Origin of the sequence: Streptomyces sp. NPDC127108 (genome assembly GCF_042677545.1) — a bacterium.
Taxonomy (GTDB): Bacteria; Actinomycetota; Actinomycetes; order Streptomycetales; family Streptomycetaceae; genus Streptomyces.
The window spans coordinates 71,952-84,732 of sequence record NZ_JBHXTE010000012.1; the positions used below are offsets into that span (position 1 = coordinate 71,952).

16 protein-coding genes are annotated in these 12,781 nt (G+C 71.9%); 4 read left to right on the forward strand and 12 right to left on the reverse strand.

What is annotated here, in order from left to right; genetic code table 11:
- Positions 1-152: 152 nt before the first annotated feature.
- From ACFVHO_RS12505 to ACFVHO_RS12520, 4 genes are all read right to left on the reverse strand, one after another.
- Positions 153-797 (reverse strand): PadR family transcriptional regulator, encoded by a 645-nt coding sequence (locus ACFVHO_RS12505; protein WP_385712817.1) that lies wholly within the window; start codon positions 795-797, stop codon positions 153-155.
- 26 nt (positions 798-823) lie between these two features.
- On the reverse strand, positions 824-1,375 hold the full coding sequence (locus ACFVHO_RS12510; protein WP_385712819.1) for a DinB family protein: 552 nt from the start codon (positions 1,373-1,375) through the stop codon (positions 824-826).
- A 147-nt stretch (positions 1,376-1,522) separates the two neighbouring features.
- The gene (locus tag ACFVHO_RS12515) at positions 1,523-2,980 is read right to left on the reverse strand and encodes an aldehyde dehydrogenase family protein (RefSeq protein ID WP_385712821.1); all 1,458 of its coding nucleotides are present in this window, start codon (positions 2,978-2,980) and stop codon (positions 1,523-1,525) included.
- A 60-nt stretch (positions 2,981-3,040) separates the two neighbouring features.
- Entirely contained in the window at positions 3,041-3,964 is a 924-nt protein-coding gene (locus ACFVHO_RS12520) for a helix-turn-helix domain-containing protein (protein ID WP_385712823.1), read from the reverse strand.
- Between the two features lie 316 nt (positions 3,965-4,280).
- On the opposite strand from ACFVHO_RS12520, the gene ACFVHO_RS12525 reads away from it, so the two are divergent.
- Positions 4,281-4,790 carry an ATP-binding protein gene (locus ACFVHO_RS12525; RefSeq protein ID WP_380842081.1) on the forward strand — a complete coding sequence of 170 codons (510 nt, stop codon included), beginning with the start codon at positions 4,281-4,283 and terminating at the stop codon, positions 4,788-4,790.
- A gap of 81 nt (positions 4,791-4,871) precedes the next feature.
- On the opposite strand, the gene ACFVHO_RS12530 is transcribed toward ACFVHO_RS12525, so the two are convergent.
- The 5 genes from ACFVHO_RS12530 to rpmG all read right to left on the reverse strand — a co-directional run bounded on the left by ACFVHO_RS12530 (position 4,872) and on the right by rpmG (position 7,312).
- Positions 4,872-5,090, reverse strand: a complete 219-nt coding sequence (locus tag ACFVHO_RS12530) for a DUF397 domain-containing protein (RefSeq protein WP_289955785.1) — start codon at positions 5,088-5,090, stop codon at positions 4,872-4,874.
- Positions 5,091-5,446: 356 nt separating this feature from the next.
- Positions 5,447-5,698, reverse strand: coding sequence for a 30S ribosomal protein S18 (rpsR, locus tag ACFVHO_RS12535; RefSeq protein ID WP_385712825.1), 252 nt, complete (start codon positions 5,696-5,698; stop codon positions 5,447-5,449).
- A 2-nt stretch (positions 5,699-5,700) separates the two neighbouring features.
- A complete protein-coding gene (locus ACFVHO_RS12540) occupies positions 5,701-6,831 on the reverse strand; it encodes a CobW family GTP-binding protein (RefSeq protein ID WP_385712827.1) in 1,131 nt (376 codons plus the stop codon).
- 62 nt (positions 6,832-6,893) lie between these two features.
- Entirely contained in the window at positions 6,894-7,142 is a 249-nt protein-coding gene (locus tag ACFVHO_RS12545; RefSeq protein ID WP_289947538.1) for a type B 50S ribosomal protein L31, read from the reverse strand.
- 5 nt (positions 7,143-7,147) lie between these two features.
- Positions 7,148-7,312, reverse strand: a complete 165-nt coding sequence (gene rpmG, locus ACFVHO_RS12550) for a 50S ribosomal protein L33 (protein ID WP_030361075.1) — start codon at positions 7,310-7,312, stop codon at positions 7,148-7,150.
- 72 nt (positions 7,313-7,384) lie between these two features.
- On the opposite strand from rpmG, the gene rpmB reads away from it, so the two are divergent.
- Genes rpmB through ACFVHO_RS12565 form a run of 3 tightly spaced genes read left to right on the forward strand, consistent with a single transcriptional unit; the run spans position 7,385 to position 8,495 of the window.
- Positions 7,385-7,621: a 50S ribosomal protein L28 gene (rpmB, locus tag ACFVHO_RS12555; RefSeq protein ID WP_030361076.1), complete on the forward strand. Its 237-nt coding sequence runs from the start codon at positions 7,385-7,387 to the stop codon at positions 7,619-7,621.
- The gene (gene rpsN, locus ACFVHO_RS12560; RefSeq protein ID WP_385712829.1) at positions 7,621-7,926 is read left to right on the forward strand and encodes a 30S ribosomal protein S14; all 306 of its coding nucleotides are present in this window, start codon (positions 7,621-7,623) and stop codon (positions 7,924-7,926) included. The genes rpmB and rpsN overlap by 1 nt, the downstream gene beginning before the upstream one ends.
- 59 nt (positions 7,927-7,985) lie before the next feature.
- A complete protein-coding gene (locus tag ACFVHO_RS12565; protein ID WP_385712831.1) occupies positions 7,986-8,495 on the forward strand; it encodes a hypothetical protein in 510 nt (169 codons plus the stop codon).
- Positions 8,496-8,517: 22 nt separating this feature from the next.
- Here ACFVHO_RS12565 and ACFVHO_RS12570 read toward each other — a convergent pair whose 3' ends face one another.
- The 3 genes from ACFVHO_RS12570 to ACFVHO_RS12580 form a co-directional block, all read right to left on the reverse strand.
- Positions 8,518-10,869, reverse strand: a complete 2,352-nt coding sequence (locus ACFVHO_RS12570; protein ID WP_385712833.1) for an FUSC family protein — start codon at positions 10,867-10,869, stop codon at positions 8,518-8,520.
- Between the two features lie 246 nt (positions 10,870-11,115).
- A complete protein-coding gene (locus ACFVHO_RS12575) occupies positions 11,116-11,490 on the reverse strand; it encodes a MerR family transcriptional regulator (RefSeq protein ID WP_385712979.1) in 375 nt (124 codons plus the stop codon).
- Positions 11,491-11,545: 55 nt separating this feature from the next.
- A complete protein-coding gene (locus ACFVHO_RS12580; RefSeq protein ID WP_385712834.1) occupies positions 11,546-12,730 on the reverse strand; it encodes a DUF2786 domain-containing protein in 1,185 nt (394 codons plus the stop codon).
- Positions 12,731-12,781: the final 51 nt, after the last annotated feature.

Below are 12,781 nucleotides of genomic sequence, written 5' to 3' on the forward strand. Positions count from 1 at the left end.
ATTAGTCAAGCTTGACTACCTTGCGGGCCTCGAAGGTAGTGCCCGCTTCCCGATTCGTCAAACTTGATTAGCTGGAATTCTTCGGAGATCTTCTTGTCGCTCGCCGTGCCGCTCGCCCGCGCCTCGCGCCCACCCGCGCCGCGCCGCCTCGCTCAGGCGTCGTCGCCCGCGTGCCGCTCCCCCGTCGCGAACGGGTTCTCCTCGCCCTCCGCGAGCACCCCGACGAACGGTTCACCCTCACCGGCGAAGGTGTACGCACCGCCCTCGATGCGCTCGATCAGGCCCCGCGTCCATGTCGCGCCCGCGTCGGCCTGGTGCAGCCAGAGGTTCATGATCTCGCCGATGTGGCCGAGCTGTTCGGGCCCGTCCTCGGGGGTGTAGTACTCGGTGACGGACGCGCGCCAGTCGCCGAGGCCGCTGACCCGCTGCTTGAGCAGGTCGATGACCTCCGCGCGCGGCAGGTCGACCATGAGGCCCACCGCGGCCGAGAGCATGTCGGGCTTCTGGTTGTACGTCGAGACCAGCGCCTCACGGACCAGGTCGAGGTACTCCACCGTGCCCTTCTCCGTGATCTCGTACTCGGTGCGCGGCGGGCCTCCGGCCGTGGACGGCGCGGTCTCGTGCTCGTACAGCAGGCCTTGCTTCGCCATCTGCTTCAAGGCGTGGTAGATCGAGCCCGGCTTGGCGTTGGACCACTCGTGGGCGCCCCAGTACTCCAGGTCGTTGCGGACCTGGTAGCCGTGGGCCCGCCCGTGCTGACGGACGGCCCCCAGGACCAGCAGCCGGATCGCCGACATTCACCACACCTCTCCGAGACGGCCAATCAACTTTGACTAGCGTATCCCTGGTCCATCGCGACCAGCTCGAAGGCCGTCTTGCCGTCCAAGGACTCCCTGATGATGTCGGCGTGCCCGGCGTGCCGCCCGATCTCCTCGACCAGGTGCAGCATCAGCCAGCGCATCGACACGGCGCCGTCGTCGGGGAACCAGGGCTGGTCCGGCAGCGGGAAGGTGTCGTCCAGGCTCGGCACCGCGCGGATGAACGCCTCCGTCTCGGCGGCCACCGAGTCCCAGAACGCGAGCACGTCGGCGAGCGTCTCGCCCTCGACGAGGCGGAAGCTGTCACCCCAGGTCTCCTCGGTGCGCTGGCGCTCGTTGGGCTTCTGCTGGGCCAGGCGCAGCCAGTTCAGCTCGGTCTCGGCGACGTGCTTGACCAGGCCCGCGAGGTTCAGCTCGCTGGCGCTCGGCCTGCCCGACGCCTGCTCGTCGCTGAGCCCGAGCACCGAGCGGCGGATGCCGCCCCGCTGGGCCTCGACGAAGGCGATGAGTGCGCCGCGCTCGTCGCCGGGGGCTTCCGCGTTGACGTGGGTGACCATGGTGTCCGCCTCTCTTCGCCCTGCCGGGCCGTCGGCCTGTCCGACACCACAAAAGCTACGGGCCATCGCGGACAGGTGCTGTCCGCAATGGCCCGGGAGTCGAGGAGAGTTTTTCGGCGGGCCGCCGTCCGGCGGCTCCCCCCCGGCTCAGAACGGGAAGCGCGAGCGCCCGTACTGCACCGAGATCCACTTGTGCGTCGTGAACGCCTCGATCGTCGCGTCGCCGTTGAGGCGGCCGACGCCCGAGTGCTTCTCGCCGCCGAAGGGCACGATCGGCTCGTCGTGGATCGTGCCGTCGTTGATGTGCATCATGCCGCTCTTGACGCGGTGGGCGACCCGGACGCCACGCTCGACGTCGGCGGTGTGGACGGCGCCGCTCAGGCCGTACGGCGTGTCGTTGGCGATGCGGACGGCCTCGTCCTCGCCGTCGAAGGGCAGGATGAGGGCGACCGGGCCGAAGATCTCCTGGCGAAGGACCGGCGCGTCCTCGGGCAGGTCGGTGAGGACGGACGGCGCGACCAGGTTGCCCTCGGTGCGGCCGTGCAGGAGGGCCTTGGCGCCGGCCTGGACGGCCTGCGCGACCAGCGACGAAACCCCGTCGGCCTGCGAGGAGTTGATGAGCGGGCCGATGTGGGTCTCGGGCGACGCCGGGTCGCCGACCTTCAGGGACTTGACCTTGGCGACGAACTTCTCGGTGAACTCGGCCTCGACGGAGCGGTCCACGAGGATGCGGTTCGCGGCCATGCAGACCTGGCCCTGGTGCACGAAGCGGCTGAAGACGGCGGCGTCCACGGCGTAGTCCACGTCCGCGTCGTCCAGGACGATCAGGGCGCTGTTGCCGCCGAGTTCGAGGATGCAGCGCTTGAAGGTCTGGGCGCAGACGGTGGCGACGTGGCGGCCGACGGCGTCGGAGCCGGTGAAGGAGATGGCGCCGGGGACCGGGTGGTCGATGAGCGCGTCACCGATCTCGGCGATGTCCGTGATGACGACGTTCAGGACGCCCGGGGGCAGCCCGGCGTCCTCGAAGATCTTCGCGATCAGGCTGCCGCCGAGCACCGGGGCGTTCTGGTGCGGCTTCAGGACGACGGCGTTGCCGAGCGCGATGGCCGGGGCGACGGACTTGAGCGAGAGCAGGAAGGGGAAGTTGAAGGGGCTGATGACGCCGACGACGCCCACCGGGATGCGGTAGAGGCGGTTCTCCTTGGTGTCGTCCGGCGAGGGGAGTATGCGGCCCTGCGGGGCGAGCGCGAGGTGTATCGCCTCGCGCAGGAACTCCTTGGCCAGGTGCAGCTCGAAACCGGCCTTGACGAGCGTGCCGCCGAGTTCGTCGACGATCGCCTCGGTGATCTCCGCCTCGCGGTCCTCGATGATCCGCAGGACGCGCTCGAAGACGGCACGCCGGGCATAGGGGTTGGTCGCGCCCCACGGCTCCTGGGCGCGCTGCGCCGCCCGGTAGGCCTGGTCCACCTCGTCCGCCGTGGCGACGGTGATCGACGCCAACTTCTCACCGTTGTACGGATTGAAGTCGATGATGTCCCAGGAACCGGAGCCGGCCTTCCACTCACCGTCGATGTACTGGTGAGCCAGATCGGTGAAGAAGGACATGACGCGAGACCCCTTGCCGCAGAGAGCAGACACCTGATTTCACGTCATCCTACTGACGATTCAGGTCAGTTGGAGTAGACCACGGAGAAGGTCGCGGCTGTCGGCCGGATTCGGACAGTCCGACCGCAGTTCGGCCATGACCCTTTCGTACTGGGCGACTTCTTCACGCTTGTCCAGATACAGGGCGCCGGTGAGCTGCTCCAGGTACACCACGTCCGACAGGTCGGACTCGGGGAAGCTGAGCATCGTGAACGCCCCGGACTCGCCCGCGTGGCCGCCGAAGGTGAACGGCATGACCTGCAGTGTCACGTTCGGACGCTCGGAGATGTCGATCAGGTGCTGGATCTGACCGCGCATCACTTCCCGGTCGCCGTAAGGCCGTCGCAGCGCGGCCTCGTCGAGGATGCACTGGAAGCGCGGCGCACGCTCGGAGACGAGCAGCTTTTGGCGCTCCAGGCGCAGGGCCACCCGCCGGTCGACGTCCGCCTGGTTGACGCGACCGCCGCGCCCCGACCGACCGGACCGGCCGCCTCCGCCCGCCTTGCCTGCGGCGGCGGCTTTCATGCCGCGCTCGACGACCGCGTGGGCGTACGCCTCGGTCTGCAACAGGCCGTTGATGAACTGGACTTCATAGACACGGATGAGGGAGGCGGCGCCCTCCAGGCCGATGTATGTCTGGAACCAGCCGGGCAGGACGTCGGAGTAACTGTGCCACCAGCCCGTCAGGTTGGCCTCCTTGGCGAGTGAGAGGAGCGCGTTGCGCTCGGCCTCGTCCATGACGCCATAGAGCGTGAGGAGGTCCTCGACGTCCCTCGACTTGAAGCTCACCCGTCCCAACTCCATGCGGCTGATCTTCGATTCGGAAGCGCGGATCGAGTAGCCCGCCGCTTCGCGGGTGATGCCCCGCGATTCCCTCAGGCGCCTCAGTTGCGAGCCCAGCAGGATGCGCCGTACCACCGAGCCGCTCGACTCCCCAGCGGTCACTTCGCTCAGTCCTCCCCAAGGTGTGAGACCCCGCAGTCTGCCATTAAACGCTTCGGGCCGTACTCGTTCGGTTACGGAAAGGGAAAGCCTCCGGAAGGTCCGCATAAGAAGTCGTAGGAAGAAATGGGCAAGAAGCGCCCTAGGAACGGTCAAGTCAGGCGCGTGCACGTGCATCTGCCCTTGCATCTGCTGTGCGCATTCGGAACCATGGTCCACGCGTCACCGCTGTGTCATCGCTGTGCCGCCCGGCTGTACCGACCGCGCCACCGCTTCATCGCTTTGTACCGCGAACCGCGAAAACCGGGGAGTGCCTCGCATGGGGACGAATGGATCGACCATGCTCGAGCCGTTACGGCAGGGCCTTCCTCCGCTCGACCCCTCCGCGGTCTCCAGTGCGGCCTCCTGCGCTCTTCCCGCCCGGTACGAAGCCGTGGGCAGCGCCCGGCAGTTCACCCGCAAGACGCTGGTGTCCTGGGAGCTCGAGGAGCGGTTCGACGACATCGCGCTCGTCGTCTCCGAGCTCGTCACCAACGCCCTGCGGCACGCCCTGCCCGCGGACACCCCGCGTGCCGCGTGTCCGGTCGGCGCCACCGAGGACGCGCCCGTGCGGCTGCACATGATGCGCTGGACCTCACGCCTGGTGTGCGCGGTACGGGACCCCAGCGACGACAGTCCGGTCGCGCGCGAGGAGGCGGAGGACGACTTCTCCGCGGAGTCGGGCCGCGGGCTCTTCCTGGTGGACTCCTTCAGCGACGGCTGGGGCTGGCACCCGCTCGCGGGCGCGCTGAACGGCAAGGTGGTGTGGGCGCTGTTCCAGCTGGCGTGACGCCAGGGGAACAGCCCACCCCCGTCTCCCTTCCCGGTTCCTGTTCAGCGGTGGTCGGCCGCTGAGCGGGACCGACGGCGGTCAGCCGCCGATCAGGTCGTCGAACTCGCCGTCCTTCATGCCGAGCAGCATCGCCTCGATCTCGGCGCGCGTGTAGACGAGCGCGGGGCCCTCGGGAAACCGCGAGTTGCGGACGGCCACGTCGCCGCCCGGCAGCCTCGCGAACTCCACGCAGGCACCCTGCGAATTGCTGTGCCTGCTCTTCTGCCAGACCACCCCGTGAAGATCCGTGGCGGCCATGCCGTTGAACACGTCGTGCACAGGTCGCTCCCCGGTGGTGCCGTGGCTGTCGTTGTAGCCGTCAACTGTCCCGGATCATAGCCGTGTTCATGTGCCGATGCATGGGCAGATGCACGTGCACGCGCCGTGGTGAGCTGGTTACAGCCCTTGCGCCGCTTCTCAGTGCCCGCATGACATGCGAACAACGACCCCCGTCCATGATCTTCCACGCCAAGTTCCGCGCCGGGTTGTCCGGATCGAATACCTCGTGCCGTAAGAACAGACGCCGCGGGAAGCGAAACGGCTGCGTTTTTGGCCGAAGACGCGGTGAGTACGTGTGCAAACAGGGGCGAAAGGGCAGCGCTTCGGGCGGTGCTTCAGCGGGAGGCGGGCGGAAGCAGCGCCATCTCGCGGGCGTTCTTGATGGCCCTGGCCAGTTGACGTTGCTGCCGCACAGTCACCCGGGTGACCCGTCGGCTGCGGATCTTGCCCCGGTCGGAGATGAACTTCCGCAGCAGGTCGGTGTCCTTGTAGTCGATGTACGTGATTCCGGCTTGATCCAGTGGGTTGGGGCGGGACTTGAGGGGCTTGCCGCGGTCGGTGCGGCGCGCGGACGGTGCGGGGGACAACGTCAGACCTCCAGGAGGGCGTCGAAGGCGGGGGTGAGGGTCTGCCAGGCGGCGCGCCCGGCGGCGTACTCCTCGTCCGTGAGCAGGCAGGACTCCAGGACCTCGGCGAGTCCTTCGCGGTCGAGGTCGGGCGAGGTGAAGACCAGGTGCTGGCAGCAGTCCCCGTGCTCGGGGTGCCAGTCGAGGGCGGCGGCGGCCCGGCGCACCGGCGGCACCATCTCCCAGGCCGCGTCGGGCAGCGAGGCCAGCCACGGCCCCGCGTTCTCCACGCACAGGGCGCCGCCCGCCGCGTCCCAGGCGAGGAGCGTGTCGGGCCGGTCGGCGAGCCAGAAGCGGCCCCGGCTGCGGGCGGCGGCGCAGGTCAGGTCCTCCAGGGCGGCGAAGAGCCGCTCCGGGTGGAAGGGCCGTTCGCGGTGCCACACGAACGTGCTCACGCCGTCCTCGTCGGCCTCCGCGGGCAGCAGCGCGCAGGCGGGGTGCTGGGCCGCGGCCGCCGCCTCCACGTCGAAGCCGCCGAGCGCGGCGCCCGCCAGATCACCGTGGCTGATCGGGACCTGGCGGGCAGTCGGGTGGAGCTGGGCGAGCAGCGCGCGGTCCTCCGCGTCCGCGGTCTCCGACTCCAGGACGGCGAGCACGGGCGCGTACTCCAGCTGGCGCGCGAAGGTGTCGGCGACGGTGCGCTGGTCGGAGGCGGCCGCGGCGAGCCCGGCGTCGGCGAGGTCGTCGCCGTTGGCGAGGCAGGGCAGCAGCAGGCTCGGGTCGACGGCGGTGAGCACGCCGCTCAGGCGCAGCGCGTCGGAGCCGTGCCCGGCGATGACCTCGGCCATCGCCTTCGGCTCGACGGAGTCCCACAGCTCCACGACGGCGAGCCGGGTCAGGCCGCTCGCCGCGAGCCGCTCCAGCTCGGGTACGAGGTCCTCGCGAAGGGCACAGCAGGCGCAGTCGTTGACCAGCGGCGCCTCGCCGGTGGACAGGGTTCCGCTCGCGTCGCGCACGGTCCGCGTGACGGTGCCGTACGCGGCGGTGGACAGGTCGTGGTGCAGGGCGACGCTGTCCGGCACGGTGGCGAGCAGCCGGTCGACGGCGGCGGCGCGGGCCTCCGTATGCAGGCCCGCGACGACGGCCACGTCCATGCGGCCGGGGGTGCCGTAAGGGCGGCCGGAGCCGCGGGAACCGCCGGGGCCTCGGGCGCCCATCAGCGCCCGCCGCCGTAACGCCGCTCGAAGCGCTCCACGCGGCCCGCGGTGTCCAGGACGCGCTGCTGCCCCGTGTAGAAGGGGTGGCTCGCGGAGGAGACCTCGACGTCGATGACGGGATAGGTCCGGCCGTCCTCCCAGACGACCGTCTTCTCACTGGTCGCCGTGGACCGGGTGAGGAAGGCGAAGTTCGCGGCCTTGTCGCGGAAGACGACGGGGCCGTACGGCGGGTGGATGCCGTCGCGCACGGGGATCAGCGCTCCTCTCGGAAGTCGACGTGGCGGCCGGCCACCGGGTCGTACTTGCGCAGGGTCAGGCGGTCGGGGTCGTTCCGGCGGTTCTTGCGGGTCACGTACGTGTACCCGGTCCCGGCCGTGGACCGGAGCTTGATGACGGGGCGGAGTTCATTGCGAGCCATGAGGGCTAGTATATGAAAATGAATCCCGTTTCCAAATGAGCGGGAGCGAATCCGACCGAGAGGTGCGTCACCATGTCCGCCCACTGCCAGCTCACCGGCGCCAAGCCCGGGTTCGGCAACCACATCTCGCACTCGCACCGGCGCACCCCGCGCCGCTTCGACGCGAACATCCAGCGCAAGCGCTACTGGCTGCCCAGCGAGGGCCGGTACGTACGCCTGCGCCTGAGCGCCAAGGGGATCAAGACCGTCGACACCATCGGGATCGAGGCCGCCGTGGCCAGGATCCGTGCGCGTGGGGTGAAGGTCTGATGGCCAAGAAGAGCAAGATCGCGAAGAACGAGCGGCGGCGCGAGATCGTCGCGCGGTACGCGGCGCGGCGGGCCGAGCTGAAGGAGATCATCCGGCGCCCGTCCACACCGGACGCCGAACGGCTCGCCGCCCGGCGGGAATTGGACCGCCAGCCCCGGGACGCGAGCGCCACGCGGGTGCGCAACCGCGACAGCGTGGACGGGCGTCCCCGCGGATACGTAGGCACGTTCGGGCTCTCCAGGGTGCGGCTTCGTGCGCAGGCCCACGCCGGATTCCTGCCCGGCGTCCGCAAATCCTCCTGGTAGCTTGGCGCGCGATTCGACGGGCCACGGCCCGGAACAGAGCTCCACATAGGGGGACTTCAGTGCACACGCGTGTCCGCAGCACGACGATCGGCGCCGCGGTGGCTACGCTCGCCGCCGCGCTCGTCCTGGCCGGTTGCAGCAGCGACGGCGACGACAAGGGCGACGGCGACAAGGACAAGGGGGCGTCGGACGGCGCCGCCAAGACGCCCGGTGGCTCCGACGACGGCTCCGACTCCGGCTCCGACGGCGCGGGCGTCTCGGGCGACGACCTGGAAGGCAGCTGGGTCGCCACGACCGGCGGCAAGCCGGTCGCGCTCGTGATCACCAAGAACCGGGCGACGCTGGTCGGCGAGCACGTGTGCAACGGCTTCGCCGCGGTCGGCGGGGAACAGACGATCAAGCTGAAGTGCGCCGACGGTGACATGGACCGCACCAAGGGCAAGATCGACTCCGTCGACGGCAAGACGCTGAAGATCACCTGGGAGGGCTTCGGGAAGGACGAGTTCCTGCGGACCAAGGGCGGGAAGCTGCCGGAGGGGCTGCCCACGGCGGACATCCCGAAGTCGTAGCGCGGCGGAGGCAGCAGACGGTTCAGCGGGTCGCGGGGTCTTCAGGCCCCCGCGACCCGTCCGCGTTCCCGCCCTCCTCCGCCTCCTCCGCCTCCCCCGCCTCCTCCACCTTCGCCTCCTTCTCCGCCTCCTTCTTGCGTACGTGCGTGTCGGTGCCGTCGACCAGCATCGGTGGGGGTGCGGTGTCCACGGCGTCGGAGAGGTCGGCGAGGGCGCGCAGGAGGAGGGTGCCGCCGCGGCGGACGACGCGGTCGGGGGCGTCGCCCGGCTCCCAGGCGTCGAGGACGTCGCGGACCGGGTCCCACGTGGGTACGCGGCGCTCGCGCACGGCCTGGGCGCCCCGCTCGGTGGCGGTGCGCAGGGCGTCCGCGAGGGCTCCGGCGGCCGGGACCGGGGGTGTGCCCCGGTCGGGGAGGTGGGCCTCCAGGAGCATGGCGACGCGGCCGAGTTGGGCGAGGGCCTGCTCGGCGTCGGCGGCCGCGGCGCGGGAGAGGCCGCGGTGGCGTACGGGTTCGTGTTCGGCGCGGTCGTGGGCCTCCTGCCAGGAGGCGCGGGCGGCGCGGGCGGCGAGGAGGGCCGTGCGGACGTCGGGGCAGTTCTTGCCCGCGGGGTCGGCGTAGTGGGCGACGACGGCCGCGGCGTAACGGCCGTTCGCCGCGAGCCAGTCGGCGAGGCGGGTGCGCAGGCGCGGGGTCTCCCAGGCCGGGTACAGGGCGTACGCCGCCATGGCCAGGAGGCCGCCGATGAGGGTGAGGACGACGCGCTCCGGGACCGTCTGCGTCCACTGTTCGCCGCCCATGCCGAGGAGGAAGACGACGTACGCGGCGACGCAGGCCTGGGCGGCGACCTGGCCCGTGCGCATCAGGAGGTACATCAGGCCCGCGCTGGCCGCGGCGAGGGCGCCCGAGAGGTACGTGCCCGGGTGGGCCAGCTGGACCAGGGCGGTGGCCAGGGCGACGCCGACGAGGGTGCCGCCGAAACGGGCCACCGCGCGGGCGTACGTCTGGGAGAAGTCGGGGCGCATGACCATGACGGCGGCCATGGGAGCCCAGTAGCCGTGGCCCAGCGGGAGGAAGGTGCCGGCGGCGTAGCCCGCCACGGTGACCGTCATGACGCGCAGGGCGTGCCGGGTCACCGGGGAGCGGTGGTCCAGGTCGGCGCGCATGGCCTTGGCGGCGGCGGGGACCAGGGCCGTCAGGCCTGGGCGGACGAGGTTGCCCTTGGGCGGGGTGGGGGGCTGGGGGCGCCCCTCTCCTGACCGTTGCGAGGGCGTCGGGGTGGGGTCGTCCCCCTCTCCCGTCGTCATGGCACCGTCGGACAGGGCTGAGTCGGCCGGGGTGGCCGGAGAAGTGGGAGTGGTCGGGGAAGTCGAGGCGGGCGGAGAGGTGGGGGCGCCGGCGGCTACCTCCACCACGTCTCTGAGGAGGGTGCCCAGGCGGGTGGCCGCTCGGTGGGGCGGGCCCTTGAGGATGGCGCCGGTGTCGGGGGTGCGGAAGGTGGAGATCGCCGCCGGGGGGAGGTCCACCGGGGTGCCGTGGCGGACGGCGCGGGCGGCCGCGTCGAGGATGGCGCCCGCGGCGGCGAGGAGTTCGCGGACGCGGTCGCGTTCGGGGCCCTCCGCGGGGGCGCCGAAGGCCGGGTCGGCGAGGGAGGCGAGGACGGGGCGGATGCGTTCGGCGAGGCCGCGGGCGCCGTGGAGTTGGGCGGGGCGGGTGCGGGCCTGGCGCGGGGTGATGTGGGCGGCGGCGCGGGCCGTCATCAGGGGGGCCGGGTCGAAGGGGGCCACCGGGTCGTGGCGCAGGCGGCGCGCGTAGTCGGCCTCGGCGGCCAGGGCGTCGGCGAGGGCGTCGCGGTGGGCGCCCCAGCGGCGTACCGGGAAGACGATCACCAGGGCCGCCTGGACGGCGCCGCCCACGACCATCATCGCGGCGTGCCCGGCCGCGGCGGCGACGGATGTGGGCAGGGTGATCGTGACCAGCATGATCGCCACGTTGGAGGTGGCGATCAGGCCGATCGTCGGGCCCGCCGCCCAGCTCAGGCCCGCCAGGAAGGTCCACAGGGCGAGGAGGGCCAGGAAGAGGAGGAGGTGGCTGCCGGTGAGGTAGCCGAGGAAGGTGGAGATCGCGAGGCTGGTGCCGGAGGCGATGGCGAGTTCGGGACGGGGGCGCCAGCTGCGCTGGAAGGTGGCGATGGCCGCCTGGAACGCGCCGAAGGCCGAACTGGCGGCGACGGCGGGCCCGAACAGGGCGAGGCTCGCCCCGATCACGACCGCGAGCCCGACGGCTCCGCGCAGGGCGACCAACGGTTCGAGGCGAGTGCGCTCCACGGCCAGCCCCGACCGCGCCGTCTGCCGCAGCGCCCGCCACCAGGTCACGGTGTGATCGTACGGGGGTTGGAGGTTTGGGGTGAGGTGGGGGTGTTTGGGCTATCTCGTTCGGGGGGTGCTCGGGGGTGCGCCGCGTTCGAGAGAAATGGGCGGGTGGGTGGGAGAGGCCGCCGCGGAGCGGCGGCCTGGGGAGGGCGCAGGGGGCCGCGCGGACGGCGGTGCGGTGGGCTGGGCAGGGCGCCCGGGGCGAGGTCGGACGGGCCGAGGGCGTCGGTGGGGCGAGGGTCGGACGGGTCAGGTGGGCTGATCCAGGCGGGCGCGGACCGCGTTCAGGTACTCGCCGATCGCGTCCCGGTTCCGGGTCAGGCACTCGACCCGCCGCGTCATGCTGTCCCGCTCCCGCTCGAGCGTGGCCAGCATCTCCGGCGTGGCGTCCGGGAAGTGGATGACCCGGGGCTTGTCCAGGCAGGGCAGGATCTGCTTGATGAGCCGCGTGGGCAGCCCCGCGTCGAGGAGGCCCCGGATCTGCAGGACACGGTCGACGCACGCCTCGTCGTACACGCGGTACCCGTTGGCCGCCCGATCGGCGACGATCAGCCCCTGCTCCTCGTAGTAGCGCAGCAGCCTGCGGGGCGTACCGGTGCGTTCCGACAGCTCCCCGATGCGCATGCGCACGCCCGTTCCCGTACTCACCGCTGGTCCCCTTCCTCCGGCCACCCCTGCCTCACGCTTCCCGCCCAGTGAGTCCCGCACGCGTGTGCAGGCTGGCGTTCGTGGCCGCCGCGGCCCCCTCGGCCCAGCCCGCCCCGTCCCGCACGCCGCGTACCCGCGTGGTGGTCGTCTCCGGGAACATCCGCTCCGCCCGGTCGGCGACCGCGACGTCCCGCGCCGCGAGGACCGGAAGCAGCGCCCCGCCCCCACCGGGCTCCTCGTGGGTGACGGGCGCGGCGGCCGCTTCGAGCCGGGCGCCGACGCGCTGGGCGTACGCCATCCAGAAGGCCTGCCGGAACGTCTTGGTGCGCTTGCGGCCGCCCGCGCGCTGCCCGGCCTCCGCCGTCGTCATGGCGGCAAGCCCCTGCACGAGGAGGGAGGTGTACAGCAGCTCCACCACCTCCAGGTCGGCCTCGAAGCCGACGACGGTGCTGAAGCCGAGGGCCTCGTTCCACACCGCCCGGCAGCGGTTCGCGTCGGCGACGGCGTCGAGGAGGATCGCCTTGGCGGTCTCGTACGGGGCGTCGACACCGACGCGGCAGGCCCCGGGCGTGTCCGGCCGGTGCGTACGGGCGGCGAGCAGCGCCTCGTCGACGCTGTGCCGGGCCATCAGCTCCTGCGCCTTCGCGGTCAGCGCCTCCGCCTCCTGCGGATAGCCGGTCGCCTCGGCCTTGGCGAGCAGGGCGCGGATGCGGGTGAGCGCGCGCGGCTCGTCGTCGCGGTGCGGCGGCGGTACGTGCAGGGGGGTGCCGGGCGCCGGACCGACGGGCTCGATCGGGGGCAGCCGGAGCAGGAGCCGGTAGAGGGCGAGCACGGCGGTGGCGTGCGTGAAGCGGTCGGGCCCCCGCCAGGGCTCGTGGGCGTCGAGCGCGGCGAGCTGCGCGGGCCAGCGGGCGGGCAGCAGGCCGGGCGCGTAGCGGAGGGTCTCGGTACGGATCAGGGCGGCGGCCAGGCGTACGTGCGGCTCGTCGAGGTCGCGGCGGACCAGGCGCAGGACGTCGGCGGGCTGCCAGCCGCGCTCCCAGGCCCGGCGCAGCAACTCCTCGCCCCGCGCGGCGAGTTCGGCGTCCGCGCCGGGGTCGGCGGCGAGGAGGGAGGCGCCGGTGTCGAGGCCCTCGTCGGAGTGGGCGGCCCGGCCGACGCCCGCGCCCGCCCCGTACAGCGCCGCCGCGAACGCCCTGTCGATCACCGAATCCATACCCCTAAGGGTAGGCCTGGCCCTACCTTCGACCGGCCCGCCAGTGGTCGT